The organism is Hyphomicrobium denitrificans 1NES1, assembly GCF_000230975.2.
Lineage (GTDB): Bacteria > Pseudomonadota > Alphaproteobacteria > Rhizobiales > Hyphomicrobiaceae > Hyphomicrobium_B > Hyphomicrobium_B denitrificans_A.
In genome coordinates, this window is sequence record NC_021172.1 from 2,667,309 (window position 1) to 2,688,750 (window position 21,442).

22 protein-coding genes and 1 tRNA gene are annotated in these 21,442 nt (G+C 60.9%); 16 read left to right on the forward strand and 7 right to left on the reverse strand.

What is annotated here, in order from left to right; genetic code table 11:
* The first annotated feature begins 219 nt into the window (after positions 1 to 219).
* From mnmA to HYPDE_RS12790, 3 genes are all read left to right on the forward strand, one after another.
* A complete protein-coding gene (mnmA, locus tag HYPDE_RS12780) occupies positions 220 to 1,413 on the forward strand; it encodes a tRNA 2-thiouridine(34) synthase MnmA (RefSeq protein WP_015598899.1) in 1,194 nt (397 codons plus the stop codon).
* A gap of 24 nt (positions 1,414 to 1,437) precedes the next feature.
* Positions 1,438 to 2,184, forward strand: a complete 747-nt coding sequence (locus HYPDE_RS12785; RefSeq protein WP_015598900.1) for a class I SAM-dependent methyltransferase — start codon at positions 1,438 to 1,440, stop codon at positions 2,182 to 2,184.
* A 141-nt stretch (positions 2,185 to 2,325) separates the two neighbouring features.
* Positions 2,326 to 2,402, forward strand: a tRNA-Met gene (locus HYPDE_RS12790).
* 171 nt (positions 2,403 to 2,573) lie between these two features.
* Here HYPDE_RS12790 and arfB read toward each other — a convergent pair.
* Both arfB and HYPDE_RS12800 read right to left on the reverse strand, forming a co-directional pair.
* The gene (arfB, locus tag HYPDE_RS12795) at positions 2,574 to 2,993 is read right to left on the reverse strand and encodes an alternative ribosome rescue aminoacyl-tRNA hydrolase ArfB (protein WP_015598901.1); all 420 of its coding nucleotides are present in this window, start codon (positions 2,991 to 2,993) and stop codon (positions 2,574 to 2,576) included.
* 55 nt (positions 2,994 to 3,048) lie between these two features.
* On the reverse strand, positions 3,049 to 4,668 hold the full coding sequence (locus HYPDE_RS12800; protein ID WP_015598902.1) for a phytoene desaturase family protein: 1,620 nt from the start codon (positions 4,666 to 4,668) through the stop codon (positions 3,049 to 3,051).
* Between the two features lie 274 nt (positions 4,669 to 4,942).
* On the opposite strand from HYPDE_RS12800, the gene HYPDE_RS12805 reads away from it, so the two are divergent.
* Positions 4,943 to 5,182, forward strand: a complete 240-nt coding sequence (locus HYPDE_RS12805; RefSeq protein WP_244437639.1) for a hypothetical protein — start codon at positions 4,943 to 4,945, stop codon at positions 5,180 to 5,182.
* Positions 5,183 to 5,582: 400 nt separating this feature from the next.
* Here the strand turns inward: HYPDE_RS12805 and HYPDE_RS12815 are convergent, their stop codons facing one another.
* Positions 5,583 to 6,479 (reverse strand): branched-chain amino acid aminotransferase, encoded by an 897-nt coding sequence (locus HYPDE_RS12815; RefSeq protein ID WP_041320475.1) that lies wholly within the window; start codon positions 6,477 to 6,479, stop codon positions 5,583 to 5,585.
* Positions 6,480 to 6,680: 201 nt separating this feature from the next.
* Between HYPDE_RS12815 and HYPDE_RS12820 the strand changes: the two genes are divergently transcribed.
* From HYPDE_RS12820 to HYPDE_RS12830, 3 genes are read left to right on the forward strand one after another with little or no spacing between them, the layout of a single operon-like run.
* Positions 6,681 to 7,262, forward strand: coding sequence for a MarR family winged helix-turn-helix transcriptional regulator (locus tag HYPDE_RS12820; protein ID WP_015598907.1), 582 nt, complete (start codon positions 6,681 to 6,683; stop codon positions 7,260 to 7,262).
* A complete protein-coding gene (locus HYPDE_RS12825) occupies positions 7,259 to 7,975 on the forward strand; it encodes a response regulator transcription factor (RefSeq protein ID WP_015598908.1) in 717 nt (238 codons plus the stop codon). The genes HYPDE_RS12820 and HYPDE_RS12825 overlap by 4 nt, the downstream gene beginning before the upstream one ends.
* Before the next feature lie 50 nt (positions 7,976 to 8,025).
* A complete protein-coding gene (locus HYPDE_RS12830; protein ID WP_015598909.1) occupies positions 8,026 to 9,441 on the forward strand; it encodes an ATP-binding protein in 1,416 nt (471 codons plus the stop codon).
* Positions 9,442 to 9,685: 244 nt separating this feature from the next.
* On the opposite strand, the gene proC is transcribed toward HYPDE_RS12830, so the two are convergent.
* From proC to HYPDE_RS12845, 3 genes are all read right to left on the reverse strand, one after another.
* Complete coding sequence (gene proC / locus HYPDE_RS12835) at positions 9,686 to 10,513, reverse strand: pyrroline-5-carboxylate reductase (protein ID WP_015598910.1); 828 nt, start codon at positions 10,511 to 10,513, stop codon at positions 9,686 to 9,688.
* A gap of 34 nt (positions 10,514 to 10,547) precedes the next feature.
* Positions 10,548 to 11,045, reverse strand: a complete 498-nt coding sequence (locus HYPDE_RS12840) for a YbjN domain-containing protein (RefSeq protein ID WP_015598911.1) — start codon at positions 11,043 to 11,045, stop codon at positions 10,548 to 10,550.
* Positions 11,046 to 11,318: 273 nt separating this feature from the next.
* Complete coding sequence (locus HYPDE_RS12845) at positions 11,319 to 11,582, reverse strand: accessory factor UbiK family protein (protein ID WP_041321274.1); 264 nt, start codon at positions 11,580 to 11,582, stop codon at positions 11,319 to 11,321.
* Between the two features lie 179 nt (positions 11,583 to 11,761).
* Here HYPDE_RS12845 and lgt point away from each other — a divergent pair, with 179 nt between their 5' ends.
* The 5 genes from lgt (at position 11,762) to HYPDE_RS12870 (ending at position 16,881) form a co-directional block, all read left to right on the forward strand.
* A complete protein-coding gene (gene lgt / locus HYPDE_RS12850) occupies positions 11,762 to 12,601 on the forward strand; it encodes a prolipoprotein diacylglyceryl transferase (protein WP_015598913.1) in 840 nt (279 codons plus the stop codon).
* Complete coding sequence (locus HYPDE_RS12855) at positions 12,598 to 13,725, forward strand: class I SAM-dependent methyltransferase (protein WP_015598914.1); 1,128 nt, start codon at positions 12,598 to 12,600, stop codon at positions 13,723 to 13,725. The genes lgt and HYPDE_RS12855 overlap by 4 nt, the downstream gene beginning before the upstream one ends.
* A gap of 30 nt (positions 13,726 to 13,755) precedes the next feature.
* The gene (pgeF, locus tag HYPDE_RS12860; RefSeq protein WP_015598915.1) at positions 13,756 to 14,529 is read left to right on the forward strand and encodes a peptidoglycan editing factor PgeF; all 774 of its coding nucleotides are present in this window, start codon (positions 13,756 to 13,758) and stop codon (positions 14,527 to 14,529) included.
* Positions 14,530 to 14,733: 204 nt separating this feature from the next.
* Positions 14,734 to 15,777 (forward strand): hypothetical protein, encoded by a 1,044-nt coding sequence (locus HYPDE_RS12865; protein WP_041320476.1) that lies wholly within the window; start codon positions 14,734 to 14,736, stop codon positions 15,775 to 15,777.
* Between the two features lie 108 nt (positions 15,778 to 15,885).
* Complete coding sequence (locus HYPDE_RS12870; RefSeq protein ID WP_244437645.1) at positions 15,886 to 16,881, forward strand: ribose-phosphate pyrophosphokinase; 996 nt, start codon at positions 15,886 to 15,888, stop codon at positions 16,879 to 16,881.
* Between the two features lie 301 nt (positions 16,882 to 17,182).
* Here the strand turns inward: HYPDE_RS12870 and HYPDE_RS12875 are convergent, their stop codons facing one another.
* Complete coding sequence (locus HYPDE_RS12875) at positions 17,183 to 17,596, reverse strand: Fur family transcriptional regulator (RefSeq protein ID WP_015598918.1); 414 nt, start codon at positions 17,594 to 17,596, stop codon at positions 17,183 to 17,185.
* A 282-nt stretch (positions 17,597 to 17,878) separates the two neighbouring features.
* On the opposite strand from HYPDE_RS12875, the gene HYPDE_RS12880 reads away from it, so the two are divergent.
* The 4 genes from HYPDE_RS12880 to ychF all read left to right on the forward strand — a co-directional run bounded on the left by HYPDE_RS12880 (position 17,879) and on the right by ychF (position 21,432).
* Positions 17,879 to 18,610 carry a 50S ribosomal protein L25/general stress protein Ctc gene (locus tag HYPDE_RS12880; protein ID WP_015598919.1) on the forward strand — a complete coding sequence of 244 codons (732 nt, stop codon included), beginning with the start codon at positions 17,879 to 17,881 and terminating at the stop codon, positions 18,608 to 18,610.
* A 98-nt stretch (positions 18,611 to 18,708) separates the two neighbouring features.
* Complete coding sequence (gene pth, locus HYPDE_RS12885; protein WP_015598920.1) at positions 18,709 to 19,464, forward strand: aminoacyl-tRNA hydrolase; 756 nt, start codon at positions 18,709 to 18,711, stop codon at positions 19,462 to 19,464.
* A 42-nt stretch (positions 19,465 to 19,506) separates the two neighbouring features.
* Positions 19,507 to 20,241, forward strand: coding sequence for a hypothetical protein (locus HYPDE_RS12890; protein ID WP_041320477.1), 735 nt, complete (start codon positions 19,507 to 19,509; stop codon positions 20,239 to 20,241).
* Between the two features lie 93 nt (positions 20,242 to 20,334).
* Positions 20,335 to 21,432, forward strand: coding sequence for a redox-regulated ATPase YchF (gene ychF, locus HYPDE_RS12895; RefSeq protein ID WP_015598922.1), 1,098 nt, complete (start codon positions 20,335 to 20,337; stop codon positions 21,430 to 21,432).
* The last annotated feature ends 10 nt before the right edge of the window (positions 21,433 to 21,442 follow it).

Sequence of the window (21,442 nt, forward strand, 5' to 3'; positions counted from 1 at the left end):
GGGCCAGTCGCGTAAATGCTTGCGAGCGGCTTGCGGGGGACCCATTTAATGAACTATGGATCTGATCAGCCTGTCAGATCCGACAAATCTGCCCGCCGAGACCAAAAATAACTTATTGAATGTATTTGGTCTTTTGGATGCCGGCCCGCACCGGGTATAGTCCCCGCGATTGTCCGGCGCATCGTTCGCCACTAAACAATAAGCCTTTCGCCGCTTCAAATGACCGATTTTCAGACGCCACCCGCTGCCCCAAGCGCCAAAAAGCGCGTTGTCGTCGCCATGTCCGGTGGTGTCGACAGCTCGGTTGCGGCAGCGATCATGAAGGCCGCCGGTCATGACGTCATTGGCGTAACGCTGCAGCTCTACGACCATGGCAGCGCCACGGGTCGAAAAGGCAGTTGCTGCGCCGGCCAAGACATCCACGATGCGCGGCGCGTCGCCCAGACGCTAGGCATTCCGCATTATGTTCTCGATTACGAAGCTCGCTTCGCCCAGAAGGTGATCGAGACGTTCGCCGAAAGCTACGTGCACGGCGAGACTCCGATCCCGTGTGTTACGTGCAACAACGAGATCAAGTTCCGCGACCTGCTCGAAACGGCGAAGGATCTCGGTGCCGAGGTTCTTGTCACCGGTCACTACGTGCAGAGGCGCGAGACGGATCATGGGCCGGAACTCGCCCGGGCCGTCGATACGGATCGGGATCAGAGCTATTTCCTGTTCGGGATCACCAAGGCGCAGCTTTCGGCTCTGTGGTTCCCCGTCGGTGCCTTGCAGAAGGCGGAGGTTCGCGAACTCGCGCGCTCGTTCAATCTTCCTGTGGCGGACAAATCCGACAGCCAGGATATCTGCTTCGTCCCAACCGGGCGTTACACGGACGTTATAGAGCGCCTGAAGCCGAATGCGCTTGACGCCGGCGACATCGTTCATCTGGACGGACGCATACTTGGACGCCACGACGGCATCGTCCATTACACCGTAGGCCAGCGGCGCGGGATCAAGGTTCCGGCGGCGGAGCCGCTTTATGTCGTGCGGCTCGACGCGACCAAAAACGAAGTCATCGTCGGACCGCGTTCAGCTCTCACGACGACCGGGTTAATCTTGCGCGATGTCAATTGGCTCGGGGAAAAATCGTTCGCTGAAAGCGCCGGCATGGGATTGGAACTCTACGTCCGTATGCGCTCGTCGCAAAAGCTTCGCGCAGCGATCCTCACCGCCGAAGCGGACGGCGGCGCCAAAGTTGAACTACACGACGGGGAAGAAGGTATTGCGACCGGCCAAGCCTGCGTGTTCTATGCCAGCCAGGAGACTGGAGCACGCGTGCTCGGCGGCGGTTGGATCGCAAAAACGGTGAAGGCTGCAAATCAAGGGGACTTTCGCGCATCAAGCCACACTCTGGCCGAGGCGCAGAGATAGTCAGTACGCGCGCATTACACAGCGATGGAGATGGCGGTGGGTGAGAAGGGGTCGGATTTTCAGCGCACATCGGGCGCGCGGGCCAATGTTGCGAGGAAGCGCTTCGAACCAAAGGCCGTTCAACTCGATGAAGGCGCGGTTCGCGATGCGTACCGCCGCTGGGCGCCGGTCTATGATTACACGTTCGGTGCTGTCTCGACGGCCGGCCGCAGGCACGCGGTCGAGATCATCAACAGCGGCTCGGGGCGGGTCCTGGAAGTCGGGGTCGGCACGGGGCTTTCGCTTCCTACGTACAAGAAGCACCTCGATATCGTCGGCATCGATCTTGCCCCGGAGATGCTCGAAAAGGCACGGGAGCGCGTCCAAACCGAGAAGCTCGTCAATGTCTCCGGCCTTTACGAGATGGATGCGAGCAGCCTTCGCTTCCCAGACAATTCATTCGATACCGTCGTCGCAATGTATGTCATCACCGTCGTGCCTGATCCTCAGAAGGTGATGCTTGAGCTGGCACGCGTCGCCAAGCCCGGCGGCGAAGTCATGCTCGTCAATCATTTCAGCCAGGAACAGGGCGTCCGCGGCTGGGTCGAGCGGCAGATGGCGCCGTTCGCCGATCTCGTCGGCTGGCACTCGGTCTTCGACGTCTCACGCGTGATGGTCTGCGACGACCTGCAGCTGATGGATCGCAAGTCTTTGCGGCCGCTCGGGATCTTCACGATGATGCGCTTCCGCAAATTGGCTTCGGCTGCCGAGCGCCCGGTCGCCGCCGAGTAGCCGGTGCAGCAGTACCGGATCAGGACGCGTTGCTTCGGTCCGTCCTCCCTAACTGTCGTTAGGTGCGCGATGCGCCGTGTTGACAGGACGATATTGCGCTCCCTATAGACGGGCGCTCAATGTCCGCATGGCGGTCAGTGTGGCGGGATAGCTCAGGTGGTTAGAGCGGCGGTCTCATAATCCGCAGGTCGGCGGTTCAAGTCCGCCTCCCGCTACCAGCAAATTCCTTTGAAATCTCGTACCTTGTCGCCGCTCCTGAATCGAATGGGCGGCAAAAACGAACAGGAGTGCGCGCAAAAGTAGGCACTCCGAGTCCGCGAACGTTTCGCCAAGGGTGCTCCCGTTCTGCAGATCGACAGCGCAATAAGCCGAAAGCTATGGCCGGATGCTCAATCGAAGTCCACTTTCCTGCTCCGCATCTTCTTGACTTTTCCGCGCGCAGCTTTGGCTTTGATGCGTTCTTCGCGTGCACCGCGCGAAGGCTTGGTTTTTATGCGTGGTTTCGGGCGTTCGAGCGCCGCCACGATAAGCTCCTGCAGCCGTTCGCGCGCATCCGACCTGTTCTGCTCCTGACTTCGGAAACGGTCGGCCTGGATGACGACGATGCCCTCGGTCGTCAGCCGTCGTCCAGCCAGACGCTTCAGCTTGCTTCGTGCATAATCTGGAATCGAACGGTTTGCTGCGAGATTGAAGCGCAGCTCGACTGCGGTCGAAACCTTGTTGACGTTCTGTCCGCCAGGGCCGGACGCGCGGATGAAGCGTTCCTCTATCTCGGCTTCGTCGATGTCGAGCGCCGGTGTAATGCGCACGCTACGCCCCCTTGCCGGGCGCGACGATCATGAAAGCGTCCGCACCCAAATGCATTCATCGCCTCTTCGAACGCCAGCGCTTCAGATCCTTCACAATCTCGCGCGCCGCATTCATGCCCGGAACGCCGGTGACGCCGCCGCCCGGATGTGCGCCGGAACCGCACAGATAAAGCCCCTTGAGCGACATCCGGTAGTTGCCATAACCCAAAACGGGACGCGCCGAAAAGAGCTGACCGAGACCGAGCTGTCCGTGGAAGATATCGCCGTCGACGAGGCCGAAGCGTTCCTCAAGGTCGAGCGGAGATAAGATCTGGCGGGCCAGTATGGCAGATTTGAAATTCGGAGCGTGGCGCGACACGGTTTCGACGACGAGATTGGCGAAGGCTTCCTTTTCGTGCGCATTCGACCAACTTCGCCCATCCGGCAGATGCGGAGCGACGTGCTGCACGAAGAGACTCGCGACGTGCCGTCCAGGAGGCGCGAGCGACGAATCGAGAGTAGAGGAAATCATCATTTCGACAACCGGCTCGCGCGACCAGCCGAAAGCGCGCGCATCGAGATACGCGCGCTCGAGATAGTCCATCGTCGGTCCGATGACGATTCCCGAGCGATGATGCAGGCTCACGTCTTTGCCTGGCCGACATACGAAATCCGGCAACTCGGCAAGCGCCACGTTCATGCGGAACGATCCCGAGCCGGTCTTGATCGCGAGAAACCGTTCGCGCGTTTCTGCGTCGATATCCGTCTTTGCAATGAGGTCGCGGAATAACAATTTCGGACCGACGTTCGCCGCGACCGCGCGCGCCCTGATGGTCTCGCCCGACTTCAGCACAATGCCGGCAGCGCGCCCCTTTTCGACGAGGACGCGCTCAACCGGCGCGCCGACGCGAATGATTGCGCCGCGCGATTCCGCCGAACGGGCCATCGCTTGCGTTATCGCACCCATGCCGCCTTTCGCATGGCCCCAATATCCGGATTTGCCATTCACCTCGCCAAAGCAGTGATGCAAAAGCACGTAAGCCGTACCGGGCGTCGACGGCGCGGCATAGGATCCGACGATGCCGTCGAAAGCGAAGGCGGCTTTGACCGTTTCGTTCTCGAAACGGCGATCGAGAAAATCGGCGGCGCTCGCGGTGAACAGTTCGAGCAGCAGCCTCTGATCGCCAATCGAGAGATTGAGAATTCGCCGGCCGATGCCTCCGGCTTTGATCAATTCGAGAATGCCGCCGCCTGCGTTTGGCGGTGTGCGCGTTATGAGATCGCGGAGCACGACGACCGCGCGGTTCAGTTCGTCGTCGTAAGCCTCAAGTCTTGCTGCATCCTTTGGAGAGAAGGCGGCAAACGCCTCGCGACGCGCAACGGGATCGTACGGCACAAGCAAAGATCGCGTGCTGTCGACCGGCCAGAAATTTGCCGCCGGCCGTTCGATGATTTCGAGGCCATGCCGATGCAGATCGAGATCCGCAATGACTTTCGGATTAAGTAGGCTAACCGTGTACGACGCCACCGAGTTTGAAAATTCCGGTGCGAATTCCTCGGTCACGGCGGCACCGCCGACCACAAGATTTCGTTCGAGAACAACAACGGCCAATCCCGCGCCCGCGAGATAGGCGGCGCTCGTCAACCCATTGTGGCCGGCGCCTATGATCGCAACATCAAAATTGTCGGGGACCATTCATTGCTCTCGGGCTGATGAATTCGACGAACTGCGATAGGTTAATTTTGTGATTCGCCATTGGCGGGGAACGATTAAGACAGGGACGAGTTAAGGGCTGCGCAAATGAGCGTTTGAATTTGTTTACGCTCAATCGCCGTAACAACTCGTAACAAATTGTTCGTGAGTATTAACCAGCCGTTTATTGCGCCTCCCTAGCTTGATTAGGAATATGAGGCTTTTCGGGGAGTGGGCTCTGGCTGCAAATGGGGCACATGCGAGAATGCGCGCCGCCGTGACGACTGCAGTTGCGAGATTCGTGCCGGAGAAGCGGCAGCGGGTTCGCGGCGCTCAATTGGTTGGGCTCGCGATTGCAGCCATTGTGCCCGCAATTATCTGGTGCGTTTTGATTGATGCGGTCGCGATGTGGATCAGCGGTCCGCTTTCGCTGCAAACCATCCTTATCACCGGCATTGCCATTGCGCTGTTTCTTGCGGTGATCTGCGCGCCGTTGATCCTTCGGTATCGCGATTAGCGCGACATCGTCCCGCCTTTTCCAGTTTTGGAACTACGTACCGCTCCAGTCGCACTGCAGCTGCTGGCACAGTCGCCGTTTCCTGCCTCCGATGATCGAGCATGGCGCAGGGACAAATCGGCACTTGCGACAGGAATAGGAGGAGACACATCCGCGCCAACTCCCTCCTTTGCGGAAGTTGCATGTGAGAATCGTCTGGCAATCACGATGCGGATTGATTGCGCCGCCCGGACCTTCCTGCGCGCGAACGGGCCCGCCGCAAAAGAGGGCAAAGCCAAAAACGAGCATCGAAGCAATCAGAACCTTCGACATCTAAGCACGCCCGGTTGTGCGAACGCTCGAAGCATCTGCCGATACCGGCTTCGAAGCAAGGCGGGCGAAGTCGAAAAAGCGAGCGTGGTTACTCCGCTGCTACGCGCTTCTTCGGTTTCACCAGCTCCGTATAATCATTCAGCAAGGTTTCGGTGATTTTGCCGGGCTTGTAGCGATGCTCGCCGATCTCGGAGACCGGCGTTATCTCGGCTGCCGTCCCCGTAATGAAGCATTCGCTGAAGCTGCCAAGCTCTTCCGGCATGATGGCACGATTGATCACCTCAATGCCGCGCGCTTTCGCAAGGTCGATGACAGTGCGCCGCGTAATGCCGTCGAGGAAGCAATCCGGCTCCGGCGTATGAATTACGCCGTCCTTGATCAGGAAGACGTTGGCGCCCGTGCATTCCGCGACCCGGCCGCGATAGTCGAGCATGAGCGCGTCGGAATAGCCCGCACGCTCGGCGCGATGCTTCTCGATCGTGCAGATCATGTAGAGGCCCGCAGCCTTGGCTTTGGCAGGTGCACAGGCAGGATCGGGTCTGCGATACTGAGCATGGGTGACGCGGATACCTTTGAGGCGCTGCTCCATCGGGAAATACGATCCCCAGTTCCACGCCGCGATCATAAGATGAATCTTGGTTTGGCGAGCGGAAACGCCCATCTGCTCGCTGCCGCGCCACGCGAGGGGCCGGACATAGCAGTCGGACAATTTATTGGCTGCGACGGTATCGCGGCATGCCTGATCGATCTGGGCGACGGAATAAGGAATCTCGAAATCGAGAATCCTGGCGCTCTCAACGAGGCGTTCGGAATGCTCGGTCAGCTTAAAGATCTCGCCCTCGTAGCACCGTTCGCCCTCGAAGACGGCGCTGGCATAATGCAGGGCATGGGTCAGGACGTGAACCTTGACGTCGCGCCAGGGGAGCAAAGCCCCGTCCATCCAGATCAGCCCATCGCGGTCGTGATAAGGAACGAGGTCGGCCATGCCCGTCTAAGTCCTTCGCTGGTCATTATCGTTGGCGAAATCGCGGCGCCGGTGTACGCCGCGCGGCCTCATGGCGTGCGGCGGCTGCCCGGTCGGTTCGAGACGATTAGTCCTTGGGCTTGCCGCTCGCAAGGGCACAAGACCTGCTGCTACCCCGCGATTTGTCTTGAAACAGAATACGATCGGGACCAATAAGTCAACATGACTGACATAACTTCCGAAAGCGCCGCAGCCCGGCGCGCGAAAGGACCGGGCCCGGCCGGCTCACAAGCCGACGACGGGCGACCGCAAATTGATCCCGATCTCATTTCCTGTGTGGAATTGTTCTACTTCGCCTACCGTGATTTTACCCGTGATCCCGATACCATGCTTGAGCAGTATGGCTTCGGACGCGCGCATCACCGCGTCCTGCATTTCATTCACCGCAATCCCGGCCTGAAGGTCGCGGAATTGCTGGATATTCTGAAGATCACCAAGCAGTCTCTGGCGCGCGTTCTGAAGCAGCTTATCGACGAAGGCTTCGTTATTCAGCGTGCCGGCAGCGAGGACCGGCGCGAGCGGCGACTTTATCTCTCGGCCAAAGGCGCGCGCTTGACCGATAAACTGACACAAATACAGGTCAAACGCGTTGCCGAAGCGCTGGCGACGCTCGGTCCCGGTGCGGATCAACTCGCGCGCAAGTTCCTTTTCGCTATGATTACCGAAAAGGATCGTCCGCTAGTCGAAGTTCTCATCAAGGGCCAGCACGCGGAAAGCGCGGAAGACCCCGAGAGTCATGAATGAGAGGTGCAGTTGTGCAGGATCGAGCCGAGCCGCTTGCCGATAACGCCCCCCACATTCTCGTCGTCGACGACGACCAGAAGATTCGAGCACTCCTCGGGCGTTTTCTGAAGAGCAACGGTTTTCGCGTTACGGAAGCCCAGGACGCCGCCGCAGCCCGATCATTCATGCGCGGGCTCGCCTTCGATCTGGTGCTGCTCGACGTGATGATGCCGGGTGAATGCGGTCTGACGCTGGCCCGCGACCTCAAGGCGACGCGCCCCGTTCCGATCTGCATGCTGACGGCCCTTGCCGATGCCGAGGATCGCATCTCCGGCCTCGAAGCCGGCGTCGATGACTACGTGTCCAAGCCCTTCGAGCCGCGCGAGTTGCTGCTCAGGCTGCGCAACATCCTGCGACGGGGACAGACTCCGACCGCGACGCGCGACGAAATCCGCATGGGCGGCTGCGTGTTCAACACCACGCGCGGCGAACTCAGGCGCGATGAAGAGACGATCAAGCTCACCGAGCGCGAGCGCGATCTGTTGCGGCTGTTTGCGCAACGCATCGGCGTCGCCGTCCCTCGGCATGAGCTTTCGAGCGACGACAGCACAGGCAGCGAACGGGCCATCGACGTGCAAATCAATCGCCTGCGGCGCAAGATCGAGGCCGATCCCTCTAATCCGGTCTATCTGCAAACGGTACGCGGCAAAGGCTATATTCTTTATACCGATTGATGCTTGAGTAAGGTCGTCATCTCCAAGGTATAGGCAAAACTGAAACGGCGATGGCGGTTATCAACGAGACGACGCCCGAGTCCGGCAAGGACCAATCCCTTTATCGCCGCATTCGCGAGCATCCTCACGTTGCGCGCCTCACCAGCGTCGCTGGCGAAATGCTGCCGAAAGGGCTTTATGCGCGCGCCCTGCTGATCATCATCACACCGATCGTCGTTCTTGAAGGCGTTATCGCGTTCGCATTCATGGAGCGCCATTGGCAGGCCGTGACGCGCCGCCTCTCGGAGGCGACAGCGCGCGATATTGCAGCCCTGATCGATGTCTATAGCGACCTGCCGAAATCGGAGAATGCGCAGAAAATCGTCGATCTCGCGCGCGACCGTCTGAATCTTAAAATGGAAGTCCTGCCGCCGGGTGACCTGCCGCCGCCGGGACCGAAGCCGTTTTTCCGGTTGCTCGACAAGGCGCTTTCAAACGAATTGCGCAAGCACGTGCAGTTGCCCTTCTGGATCGACACGGTCGGGGAATCCCAGAACGTCGAAATCCGCGTCAAACGCGATGACGCGATCCTCCGTTTCGTCGCGACGCGGAGCCAGACCTACGCTTCGAATTCACACATCTTCCTGCTCTGGATGGTCGGATCGTCGGTCATTCTGCTGACCGTCGCAATCCTGTTCCTCAGGAACCAGATTCGCCCCATCCTGCGTCTCGCTGATGCGGCCGACGCGTTCGGCAAGGGCCGCACGATCCCAGAGGACTTCAAACCCCGCGGCGCACGCGAAGTTCGGCAAGCCGCCGTCGCGTTTCTGCAAATGCGCGACCGCATCAAGCAGCACGTCGAGCAACGCACGACCATGCTCGCAGGCGTCAGTCATGACCTCAGGACGGTGTTGACGCGTTTCAAGCTGGAACTCGCCCTGCTTGAGGATACGCCCGAAACGCGCGCACTCTCCACCGACGTGGATGAAATGCAGCATATGCTGGAGGACTATCTGGCCTTCTCAAAGGGCGACGGCGGCGAGGAAGCCAAGCCAACCGATTTGCCGGAACTCCTTCAGGAGATCGTCGATGACGCATCAATTTATGCGGCGACGATCGATCTCAAGGTGCGCAAGAGCAAGGGCAACATCGTGTTGCCGCTGAAGCGGCAGGCGCTAAAGCGCGCGATCACGAACCTCGTCACCAATGCCGCGCGGTTCGGCGATCACATCGTCATTCGCGTCGCACCGGAAGGCCAGTGGGTGCGCATCGAAGTCGACGATGACGGCCCCGGAATTCCTGAGTCCGAGCGCGAAAACGTGTTCCGCCCGTTCTATCGGCTCGATCACGCGCGCAATCAGGACGAAGGTAACAGCGGCCTTGGGCTCGCCATCGCTCGCGACATCGCAAAAAGCCACGGCGGGGAAATTGCGCTCGGCCAAAGCTCGATGGGCGGGCTACGGGCGATTATTTCGCTGCCGCAATAATTGCTGATATAAAACAATATCTTATTCCGACAGAAGCTTGGCTACACAGGCTTGTGATTTGACCGTTATGTTATGATGTTACACTCTCAGCATATCGGTTCCGGCGCTTCCGTCCGACTTCGGCAAGGTGTCCTCCAAGCCTGCAGTCCCCGGATCCGAAAATCCCGATCGCCGTGGGTCGCCAGCCCATTCGGGATGAAAATATTGGCCGCGAGCCTCGGATTCGACGGACTACCCAGCCCCGTCAACTTCCAAGCTCGCGGCCTCGTTTTTTTGCAGCCATCACTGCTTCAGTCAGCAGATCCTGCAGACCGCCCTTCTCTCGCATGAGGACCGACAGAGCTGCGGCGGTCGTGCCGCCGGGCGACGTTACGTTCTGCCTGAGCGTCGCCGGATCATTTTCTGACCGGCGCAGAAGCTCGCCGGCGCCCGATACGGTCGCGCGCGCGAGTTGCATCGACGTCTCGGCATCGAGACCGGCCGCTTCCCCGGCGCGTGCCAGTGCTTCGGTCAGCAGGAAGACATAGGCAGGGCCCGAACCCGAGACGGCAGTTACCGCATCGATCAACGCTTCGTCGTTCAACCAGACCACATCGCCGACCGCGTTGAGCAGGTTCTGGCAGAGATCTTTCTGTTTCTCCGTGACATGGGCATTGCCGACAGCGCCCGATATACCGCGGCCGATGGCGGCCGGCGTATTCGGCATGGCGCGGACGACGGCTGTTCCCGGCGGAAGGTGGCGTTCAAAACTGGCGATCGACTTGCCCGCCGCAATTGACATCACAACCGTCGCCGGGCCTGCGTGTCTTGCGAGCGCCGGAAACACTGCGTCCATCGCCTGCGGCTTGACAGCGACGACGATGACGGACGGGGGCGATGATAACGTTTCAAGCACGGGCACAGCGCTAAAGCCATGTTCGCGCTGAAGCGCGGCCGCGTCGCCAGCGAGATTGGGGTCTTGAACGATGACGTCGCGGGGTTGAAGCCCGCGTGCGATCCAGCCTGCGAGCAAAGCGGCGCCCATCTTGCCGGCGCCGGCGAGCACGACCGGCCCATCCAGTGTGAAGGACATAACTCGAAGATACCTTAGGGCGGGACCGCCCGGATTAAGCCTGCCCCTGCGTCTCGAACATCGTCGAAACCAGGGCCTCACGGCTCTCCTTACCCGCCCATACGACGAACTGGAAGGCCTGGTAATAGCGCTCGCAGCCTTCCAGGGCGGCTTTCAGCATGGCTTCGCACTGGGCGACGGTCGCGACCGCTCCGTTCAGCAGCAGCGCGTGACGGAACATCACGAGCCCTTCCTGCGTCCAGAGATCGAAGTGGCCGAGCCAGAGTTGCTCGTTGATCTGGGCCACGAGCCGGTACATTTCCGTCAGGCGATTTTCCGGTACGCGGAAGTCGAAGGCGCATGCCAGATGCAAAGCCTCGAGGTCGTCGCGCCAGTTGATCGAGATGTGATAGTCGGCCCAGGTTCCGGCGACGATAAGGGTCATTTCTTCGTCGCTGGCACGCTCATGTGGCCAGTCGTGGCCAGTCGCAAGCTGCTCGATGAGATCGATCGGATTCAGGACGCGGTCAGTTTTCTGTTCCGCAACTGCCATGTGTATCGATCTCCAGTCTGCCGCGAGGCAAATGAGTTCTGCGAAGCAAGCGGCCGCGTCAGATCAGTAAATTCGCCGTTTTTCGCTGGGCGGACAAAACCAGACGCCTCGACGAGTCGCAAGCTGACGCCTTTGGCATGAGAACCTTGTCCACGGTGAAAGTGGCGGAGCGCAGGCGTACACGCGTCTGCAATGCGTACGACGCAGCGAACTGTAGAAAACGCCGTCTAAGCTGTGGATGTCGCAGAGAGCTGGTTCGTCTCGGGACGTGCGTCAGACCGTCTTCGATTTCCCGAGTGCAGCTTCGAGCGCCGTGATGCGGGCGCCGAGCGCCTCGTTCTCCTGGCGCGCCTTCTGCGCCATCTCGCGTACGGCCTCAAAGTCCTCGCGCGTCACGACATTCATATCGCGCAGGAACTTCTCGGCCTGAGCCCGAATAAGCGTCTCCGTCTCCCGTCTGACGCCCTCCGCCGCGCCCGCGGCTTCCGTCATCAGCTTGGCAAAGTCGTCGAACAATTTATTCGTGGTCTGGGTCATCATAGGTCCCAAGGCTTAAGGCTCGCACCGACTATGGCCATTGCGAGCATGAACCGCAAGAGTGCGGATATTCAAGGCGGCGGCAGGATTCGGCCCTGCTTGACATTAACCGTGCCTTCCCAAACAACCTCGGCGGGCCAATTCGCGAAGGGCCGGCACCTCATACTCGTGGAGCATCGATGACACCACTCGCCCTTCTGACGTATCCCGACATCAATCCGGTCGCGATCGAATACGGCCCAATCTCGATCAAGTGGTACGGCCTTGCGTATCTCGCCGGCCTTGTGCTCGGGTGGCTGTATATCCGCCGCCTGATCTCGACCCCGAAGCTCTGGCTCGGCGACAAGCCACCCATGACGCTCGAACGCGTCGACGATCTTCTGCTGTACATGACCGGCGCGGTCATCATCGGCGGACGTCTCGGGCAAGTGCTTCTCTACGATCCGGATTTTTACTTCTCGAACCCCGCCGAGATCGTCAAAGTCTGGAAAGGCGGCATGAGCTTCCACGGGGCGCTGATCGCGGCCGGACTTCTCATTCTGCTATTCGCACGCCAGTTCAAGGTTTCGGCACGCTCCGTCATGGACCTTTGCTGCGCGGCTGCCCCGGTCGGCATCTTCTTCGGCCGCATTGCAAACTTCATCAACTCGGAACACTGGGGTCGCACCACGACTGCAGCAATTGGGATGGTCTTCCCGAACGGCGGACCGGAGCCGCGCCATCCCAGCCAGCTCTACGAAGCGGTGCTCGAAGGGCTGGTGATGTGGTTCATCATCCGCTTCGCGACGCATCGGATGCTGGCTCTGAAACGGCCCGGCCTCGTCACCGGCATCTGGCTCATTTGGTACGCGATTGCGCGCGCGACGTGCGAAATCTTCCGCGAGCCGGAGCCCGATCATATTCTGAATATCGGTCCGTTTACGGCAGGTCAGGTCTACTGTCTGCCGATGCTGTTGCTCGGGCTTTACATGGTCTGGTCGGCGCGGCGATCGGAGGCACCCGGAAAGGTTTCCGCTTGAGCGACGATCCGATCACGCACCGCGATACGCCGTTGGCGCGGCTGATCAAAGAAAGCATTCATCGCGATGGTCCGATGACGGTCCAAGCGTACATGGCGCGGTGCCTCTGGGACGAGCCCTTCGGCTACTACCGCAGGCAGCGGGTCTTTGGCGCGTCGGGGGACTTCATCACGGCCGCGGACATCAGTCAGGTTTTCGGCGAGCTGATCGGCGTCTGGACGGGGGTTGTGTGGCGGAACGTCCTCGGGGCGCCGAGTTCGATCACGTTCGCCGAATATGGACCCGGCCGCGGGACGATGATGCGCGATGCACTCAGAGCGGCACGCGTCGTACCGGGATTTGCCGAGGCAGTACGCCCTTATCTCATCGAGGCGAGCCAAACACTGTCGCAAGTCCAGGCCGCAACCCTTGCCGACTTCCGCAACCGAATCACGTGGGGTGGCAAGCTCGACGAGTTTTCTCCGCCGGCAATCATCGTGGCGAACGAATTTCTCGATTCCTGGCCGGTCGCACAATGGATCAAGACGGCCGACGGCTGGCGGATCAGGGGCGTGGCACTCGATCACGCGGGGGAACTCGCATTCGGTACGATCGAAGGCGATTGCCCGCACGAGGCATTCGAAGCTCTGCTGCCCGATGCCCCGCTCGGAGCCGTCATCGAAACGCAACGGCTCGACCGGCTGGCAGACGCGCTGCAGAGCTTGATGCAGCGCGGTCCCGTCGTGCTGCTGCTGATCGATTACGGACATACCGTCGCCGCCGCTGGCGATACGCTGCAGGCCGTGCGCGAGCACAAGTATGAATCGCCTCTCGCCTCTCCCGGCGAAGCCGATCTCACCGTGCACGTCAATTTCTACGATCTCGCCTCGACGCTGCATCGCGCCGGGCTAGCGCTCGATGGTCCGGTGACGCAGGCCGAGTTTCTCGGCGCCGTCGGTATCGTCGAACGCGCCTCGCGGTTGATGTCGGCCAATCCGCAGCGGGCGGGAGAAATCGAAGCCGGCGTCGCGCGCCTGCTGGCGCCAAACGGCATGGGATCGCGCTTCAAGGTCCTGGCGGCTCGGTCTCCGGATTTGCCGCCGCTCCCAGGCTTTCGCGCAGCGGCGACGGCCAACAGCCCATAGGGGCGACCCTTGAAGGAGCAGCCTCAGTCAATGCTTTCGCCTCTCGTTGCCGAAAACCTGAAAGCACTTTCCGGCATCCGGCACGGATTTTTCACGCGTCAGGGCGGGGTTTCGCGGGGCCTCTACGCAAGCCTCAACTGCGGCCTCGGATCGAATGACGATGCCGAGAACGTGCTCGAAAATCGCCGCCGGATTGCGGACCATCTCGGGGGAACCGGCGGCGCTGTCGCCACGCTCTACCAAGAGCACAGCACGACGGCGCGCGAAGTGACGAGCCTTCCTTCGCTCGACGCGCTTCCGCACGCCGATGCTGTCGTCTCCGCAACGCCGGGACTCGTCGTCGGTGTCTTGACGGCCGACTGCGCGCCGATCCTGCTTGCGGACGCGAACGCGCGAGTGGTCGCAGCAGCGCACGCCGGCTGGCGCGGTGCGCTCAATGGCATCGTTGAAAGCGCGATCGCGGAAATGGAGCGCCTCGGTGCCCGGCGCGACCGCATCCGTGCCGCCGTAGGGCCCTGCATCGGGCAGGAGGCTTATGAGGTCGGCCCGGAATTCGAAGCCGAATTCCTAGAACCCGATCCTGCGAACCGAGACTTCTTTTCGCGGCGCAGCGAGACGGAGCGCCCCCACTTCGATCTTTCCGGTTTCGTCTTGCGGCGCCTTCACGCCGCTCGGATTGAACACGCTACGAGCCTTGCCACCTGCACGTGCGAGAACGAATCGCTTTTCTTCAGCTATAGACGCAAAACGAGGCTGAAAGAGCCTGATTACGGCCGTCAAATCTCCGCCATCGTCGTGGCCTAATCGCACAATCCACAGCGGAGTCACACTTGATGCCCGCGTTTGGCGGGCTGAACACACTTTCGCTGGGCTGATGTCTGGACGGGCAGAGCCGAGCTGATTTAGAGGGTTAAGGTCAGTTCCGGTAGTATCTGGGGGAGTTCAGGCCGCGGGGTATAGTCATGCCGGCCGCCGGGAAGTTGCGGTTGGACCAAGGGGGGACGTCACGTGACGACCTTATGCTCTGCTCGGACGCGTGTGCGCCGAAAACTTCTTACGACCATCGGATCGACATTCTGCGCCTCACTTTTTGCCCTTGGGCTCGGCGGCTGCTCATCGACGCCAAGCCTCATCGGCGGTGACCCGGCGCCGCAGGCTTCGCTGACACAACCCGGGACGGCGACGCCCGTCTCGGCGAAAATGGCGAAGATCCAGATCGCACCGGTCATCGGCTCGCCAGAGAACGTCGCTCGCGATCTACAGACGGAGCTTGCCTCCGCAATCGGACGCAACGGCTTGACCGTTGCGGCATCCACCGATGCGGCGAGCGAATATGTGCTGCGCGGCTACATCGTCGCGGCGCGCGAGAAGACAAAGGCGAAGATCTCCTACATCTGGGACGTGACGGACCAGACGGGCAAGCGCGTCCACCGCATTACGGGCGAGGAAGTCGTCGCGGGTGCCGGAAAGGATCCCTGGGCGGCTGTAACAGCCTCCGTCATACAGTCGATCGCCGACAAGACCGCGAAGCAGGTCGCAAGCTGGCTTCCCGGTGCTGGCGCTGTCGTCGCGGCAAATGCGCCTGCTGCGAGCACACCGCCGCATGCGACGCCAGAGGCCAACAAAACAGCCTACCAGACGGCATCGGCGCAACAGCCTTCGCCGACCACGGGAAGCATTGCGACCTCGGGCCCAATCACCGCTGTCGTTCCGGCCGTGACGGGCGCACCGGGCGACGGGGGCAGCTCGTTGACGATGGCGATCCAGCGCGAGCTTTCGAAGCATGGCTTAAGCTTGGCCAGCACGCCTGACGCCCGCTCCTATAAGGTCGAGGGCAAGGTCGCGATCGGAACGACCAAAGACGGCAAACAGCCGATCCAGATCGACTGGAACGTTCTCGATCCGTCCGGCAAGAAGCTCGGAACGGTCTCACAGAAGAACGAAGTGCCGCAGGGATCGCTCGACGGTGCATGGGGCAAGACCGCAGACGCTGCTGCTGCCGCTGCAGCCCAAGGCATCATCAAGCTGCTGCCGGAAAAAAGCATAAATTAAGCAAGCGGCTGGCGTGACAACATCTCGTCGTAAATCAGGGCTCGGACGGTTGAATCGTCCGGGCCCAATTGCTACAAGCCGCCCCGTAACAACGGTTCTGGAGTGGACATGCCTTTTGACGTTAAAGGTGATGACGCCCGGATCACAGATGGCCGAGGAAAGCTGGACGTGAAGATCGTCGCGGGCAACAGCAACCGGCCCCTTGCCGACGCGATCTGCGCACACTTGAAGCTGCCGATGACCAAAGGTCAGGTGAAGCGCTTCGCAGACATGGAAATCTTCGTCGAGATTCAGGAGAACGTCCGTGGTCAGGACGTGTTCGTGATTCAATCGACGTCATTTCCCGCCAACGATAACATGATGGAGCTGTTGATCCTGATCGACGCGCTGAAGCGCTCGTCGGCGCGGCGCATCACAGCCGTCATTCCCTATTTCGGGTACGCGCGACAGGATCGGAAACCGGGCCCCCGGACACCGATCTCGGCAAAACTGGTTGCGAATCTCATCGAGCGCGCGGGTGCCCAGCGCGTCCTGACGCTCGATCTCCATGCCGGGCAAATCCAGGGCTTCTTCGACATCCCGACCGATAATCTCTTCGCGGCGCCCGTCATGACACGCGACATCGAGGAGAATTTCGGAAATACGGACGACATCGTCGTCGTCTCGCCGGACGTTGGCGGCGTCGTCAGGGCTCGGGCCCTCGCCAAGCGTATCGGTGCTCCCATCGCCATCTGCGACAAGCGTCGCGAACGTCCGGGCGAGAGCGAGGTGATGAACGTCATCGGCGATGTCGACGGCAACCGCTGCATCCTGATCGACGACATCGTAGATTCCGGCGGAACGCTGGTGAATGCTGCCGAAGCCTTACTCAAAAACGGCGCAACGGAAGTTTCCGCCTACATTTCGCACGCGGTGCTTTCGGGCGGCGCCGTCAGCCGGATTCAGAATTCGCGGCTCAAGTCGCTCGTCATCACCGACTCGATCCTTCCGACAGAAGCCGTCAAAGCCGCCAAGAACATCCGCGTCATTTCAATCGCGCCGCTGATTGGCGAAGCGATCCTGCGCACGAGCCGCGAAGAGAGCGTTTCCAGCCTCTTCTACTGAAGCGGTGCGCGCCGCCGGTCGCGCTACGCGAGGGCTATTGCGAAACCCCTTCCGGCGCATCCCTTCGACCTCATTATGAGGCAACGAAGCGTATCGGGCTCGCCGAACGGCGCGGCTTCGACGGTCGCGCGGATGCTGAGCTTCGCTGCGCGCCACAATATCCTGCCTGCCGCAGACGGAGCACTTCCCGCTCGCGAAGATCAACGATACGATTCGGTACTTGCTCGACGGCAAAGCGCGCTATCGGATTGTGCTCGATATGTAAGGCTTGGCCGGACGAAGCAGGCTATTCGGGCCGTGTTCAGTCAATGCCGCCCGACGTGCACGCTGCGCAACGGCCTCGCAGCTCCATCGTCATCGAGCGGACCTTGAAGTCGTTTTTGCTTGCCCAGCCCTGGAGGCTTTTTACGGCCGCGGGGCTGTCGAACTCCTTCACCGTTCCGCAGGCATCGCAGATCGCGAATACGGCCTTGCCGTGATGGTGCGGATGCTCGCAAGCAACGAAGGCGTTAAGACTTTCGAGGCGATGCGCGAGGCCATCGTCGATCAAGCGTTGTAGTGCCCTGTAGACGGTCGGCGGGGCGCTTACCCCTTTGACGCGGACCTTTTCGATCAGCTCATAGGCGCTCAGGGGACGGCCGACGTCACGCAGCGCTTCAACGATGATTTTGTCCTGATCGGCCGCGCTGCGGCGTTTGGAAGGCTTTCGAACCATACTTTGAGGCATCTCCGGACCCCCCATTTGTGGGTCGAATCGTCCGCATTTCTACGGCGCTGGCCCTAATATGCTGATTTTCGGGGTAACTTTCCAGTCTGCTGGAAGTATAGGCCGCCCCAAGTCCTCGGCCAGCAAGCATTGCACGTCCAGCGAACCCCGGTTATACACCCGCCATCTCAAGAAGACATTCCTGAGACGCCGCACGGCACCCTTGGAGGCCGGTTCGCGGCTTTTGGCTCTTCCGATGGGCGGGGGAGCGTAACACTCGGAGACGATGCCATGTCTGAGCTGATCTCGCTCAAGGCTACGGCGCGCCCGCGTGCCGGCAAGGGGGCCGCACGCCAAGCTCGCCGCGATGGAAATGTGCCCGCCGTCATTTACGGCAATCACGAAACCCCGGAAACGATCAACCTCGAATACAACGAGCTGTGGAAGCAAGTCCTCAGAGGTCACTTTACCTCGACCGCAATCGAGCTCGATGTCGAGGGCAAGAAGCACATCGTGCTTGCCCGCGACGTGCAGGTCGATCCCATCCGCGACACGCCGCTGCACGTCGATTTTCAGCGCGTCGGCAAGGACGGCATGATCCGGGTCTCGATCCCAGTTCACTTCGTTCACGAAGCTCTCTCTCCCGGCCTCAAGCGCGGCGGTGTTCTCAACATCGTGCGCCACGACGTCGAGGTCCTGGCACCCTACGATAAGCTGCCGCGTTTCTTCGAGGTCAGCCTCGAAGGTCTCGAAATCGGCCGCTCGATTCACATCTCGGCCGTACACCTTCCAGAGGGTGTCACACCGGTGATCAAAAACCGCGACTTCACGATCGCGACGATTGCCGGCGCGCTGAAAGGTGAAGAAGAGACGACGACGGCGGCAGCGGCGACGGACGCTGCAGCAGCTGCGCCTGCAGACGCGAAAGGCGCTGCGCCTGCCGCTGCTGCCGGTGGCAAGGCCGCTGCTCCCGCAGCCAAGGCCGCAGTGCCTGCCGCTGCGAAGCCCGCCGCGAAGAAGTAACGCACTCTAGTTGAGCCCGGCGACCTCCCCCGCGGGGGCTGGCCGCCGGGCCAACTTCCGGCCGGCTCGCCGGAGACGCGTCGGAAGGCGCATGAAAAATGAAGCTCTTCGTCGGTCTCGGAAATCCCGGTGAGAAGCACAGCGCCAACCGCCACAACATCGGTTTCCTGGCGCTTGACCGCATCGCGGAACGTCACGGCTTCGGACCCTGGCGAAAGAAATTCCAGGGCCTCGTTTCCGAAGGCACGATCGGCTCGAACCGTGTTCTGCTGCTGAAGCCCGAAACCTACATGAACGAAAGCGGCCGCTCGGTCGGCGAAGCGCAGCGCTTTCTCAAGATCCCCATATCCGACGTTTACGTCTTCCACGACGAACTCGATCTTGCTCCCGGCAAGGTCAAGGTGAAGGCCGGAGGCGGCAACGCCGGTCACAACGGCTTGCGCTCGATCTCCGCCCACCTCGACAACGACTACAAGCGCGTACGTCTCGGCATTGGCCACCCGGGCTCGAAGGATGCCGTCGTCTATTATGTGCTCAACGATTTTGCGAAGTCGGAGCGCGGCTGGCTCTCCGATCTCCTCGATGCGGTCTCAGATGCAGCACCTTTTCTTGCGAAAGGCGACGACGCGCGATTCCTGAGCGACATCGCGAAGACGCTCTACTCGGAACCACGTTCGGAGGCGGCCGCGCGCAAGAGCAAAGACGCCGCCGAGGATGATGCTCCGCGGCCAGCTAAAAAGCCGGCGTCTACGTCACACCCGTCCGGAGAACGAGCTTCCAAACGCCAATCGGCGCTTGCCGAGAACTTGAAAAAATGGCTCGGTGCGCGAAAGTCCAGCGACGATGACGCGTGACGCGTTTCGCCGGGGGCGTAGTTCGAGCGTTGGGGTTTGCCGATGACCGATTACCAAGCGGAGGCTCGTCCAGGCTGGCTGGCGTCTCTTTTCGGCGGCAGCTTCAATGTGGTGGTCGGCGCGCTCGCGATGCTGTTTACGCTTGGCGTCTTCGGCACCGCGGCGTGGGACGCGTATCTTTCAAACAGCAAAGACAAAAGCGGCGTAAAGCGGATCATCGCAAAGCGCTGGAACGAACGTACGCTCGTCTTTCCGATCGAAGGCGCCGACAAGGCGGGGCGGCGCGCCCTGTTCGATGTCGTCGTGCTGACAAAGGATTACGGGTGGGTGCGCGGCTCGACGACCGAACTTGAGAAATATGATCGCCGCCTCTCGCCAGCTGACATTCAGGCGGAAGTCCTGGCGCCGCAGCTTCGGCAAGGCTTGGGGTCGGCGCGTGGGCTGATCTCGGTTGGCCTCGCCAGCCAAGAAGGCGCCATCGAGCGCGAGGAGCAGCGCGGAGGGCTCAGGGCGGTTCGAATTGCGCAGTGGGTGCAGGAGGCGCTCGGCGACGACATCCCGATGTGGACGCTGAATCTCGGGCGCTACGTCGAGCCCTGCATCGAGTGCGAAGACGCCGACACGAGCTGGCAGCGGCCGTTCATTGTCATCGCGGTGCGTAAAGCGGACGACGGCACCCACATCTCGGAAGCGCTCGCCGACGCGATGTCGGACACCATCAACCTGCCCAGTCCGGACCGCTATTCGACGTTCGCGTTCTCGAAGTTTACGAAGTGAGCCAAAGGGCCGCAGACGCGGCCGATTTCGCTTCACAACGCGGCGCGTCTCGCTTAACCCACGGCCATCAACAAAATCGGATTTCCCCGACCAATGGGCTTCAAATGCGGTATCGTCGGCCTGCCGAATGTCGGCAAGTCGACCCTCTTCAATGCGCTGACGCAGACGGCTGCTGCGGAGGCAGCCAACTATCCGTTCTGCACGATCGAGCCGAACGTCGGTGAGGTCGCGGTTCCAGATGCCCGCCTCGAAACGCTGACAAAGATCGCGGGCAGCAAAGAGATCATTCCGACGCGATTGACGTTCGTCGATATCGCAGGCCTCGTGCGCGGGGCATCGAAGGGCGAAGGGCTCGGCAACAAGTTTCTCTCCCACATCCGCGAAGTCGACGCGGTTGCATACGTGCTGCGCTGCTTCGTCGACGAGGACATCACGCACGTCGAAAACCGCATTGATCCGCTGGCCGACGCCGATGTCGTCGAAACGGAGTTGATGCTCTCCGATCTCGAAAGTCTCGAAAAACGGATCTCGCAGATCGAGAAGAAGGCCAAGTCCGGCGACAAGGAAGCGAAGGCGCAATTCGCCATCATGGAGAAGCCGCTCAATCTTTTGCGCGAAGGAAAGCCCGCACGCCTCGCCGCGATGACGCCGGAAGAAATGCCGGCCTTCCGAGCGCTCCAGCTTTTGACGTCGAAGCCTGTCGTCTATGTCTGCAATGTCGAAGAAAGCGCTGCGGCCGAAGGCAACGCTTATTCCAAGAAGGTCGAAGAACGTGCGAAGGCGGAAGGCGCCGCGGTGGTCGTCATTTCGGCCAAGATCGAGAGCGAATTCGCAGGTCTCGCACCGGATGACCGCGATGCCTTTCTTGCCGAGATGGGCCTTGAGGAGCCGGGCCTCAATCGCCTGATCCGCGCCGGGTATTCCCTTCTCGATCTTGTGACCTATTTCACGGTCGGTCCAAAGGAGGCGCGAGCCTGGACCATTACGCGCGGAACGAAAGCTCCGCAGGCTGCGGGCGTCATTCATACGGATTTCGAAAAGGGCTTCATCCGCGCCGAAACCATTGCCTACAACGACTACGTGTCCGGCAACGGGGAAACCGGTGCCAAGGAGGCCGGGAAAATGCGGCTCGAAGGCAAGGACTACGTCGTTCAGGATGGCGACGTCATGCACTTCAGGTTCGCCAACTAGGACGCCCGAC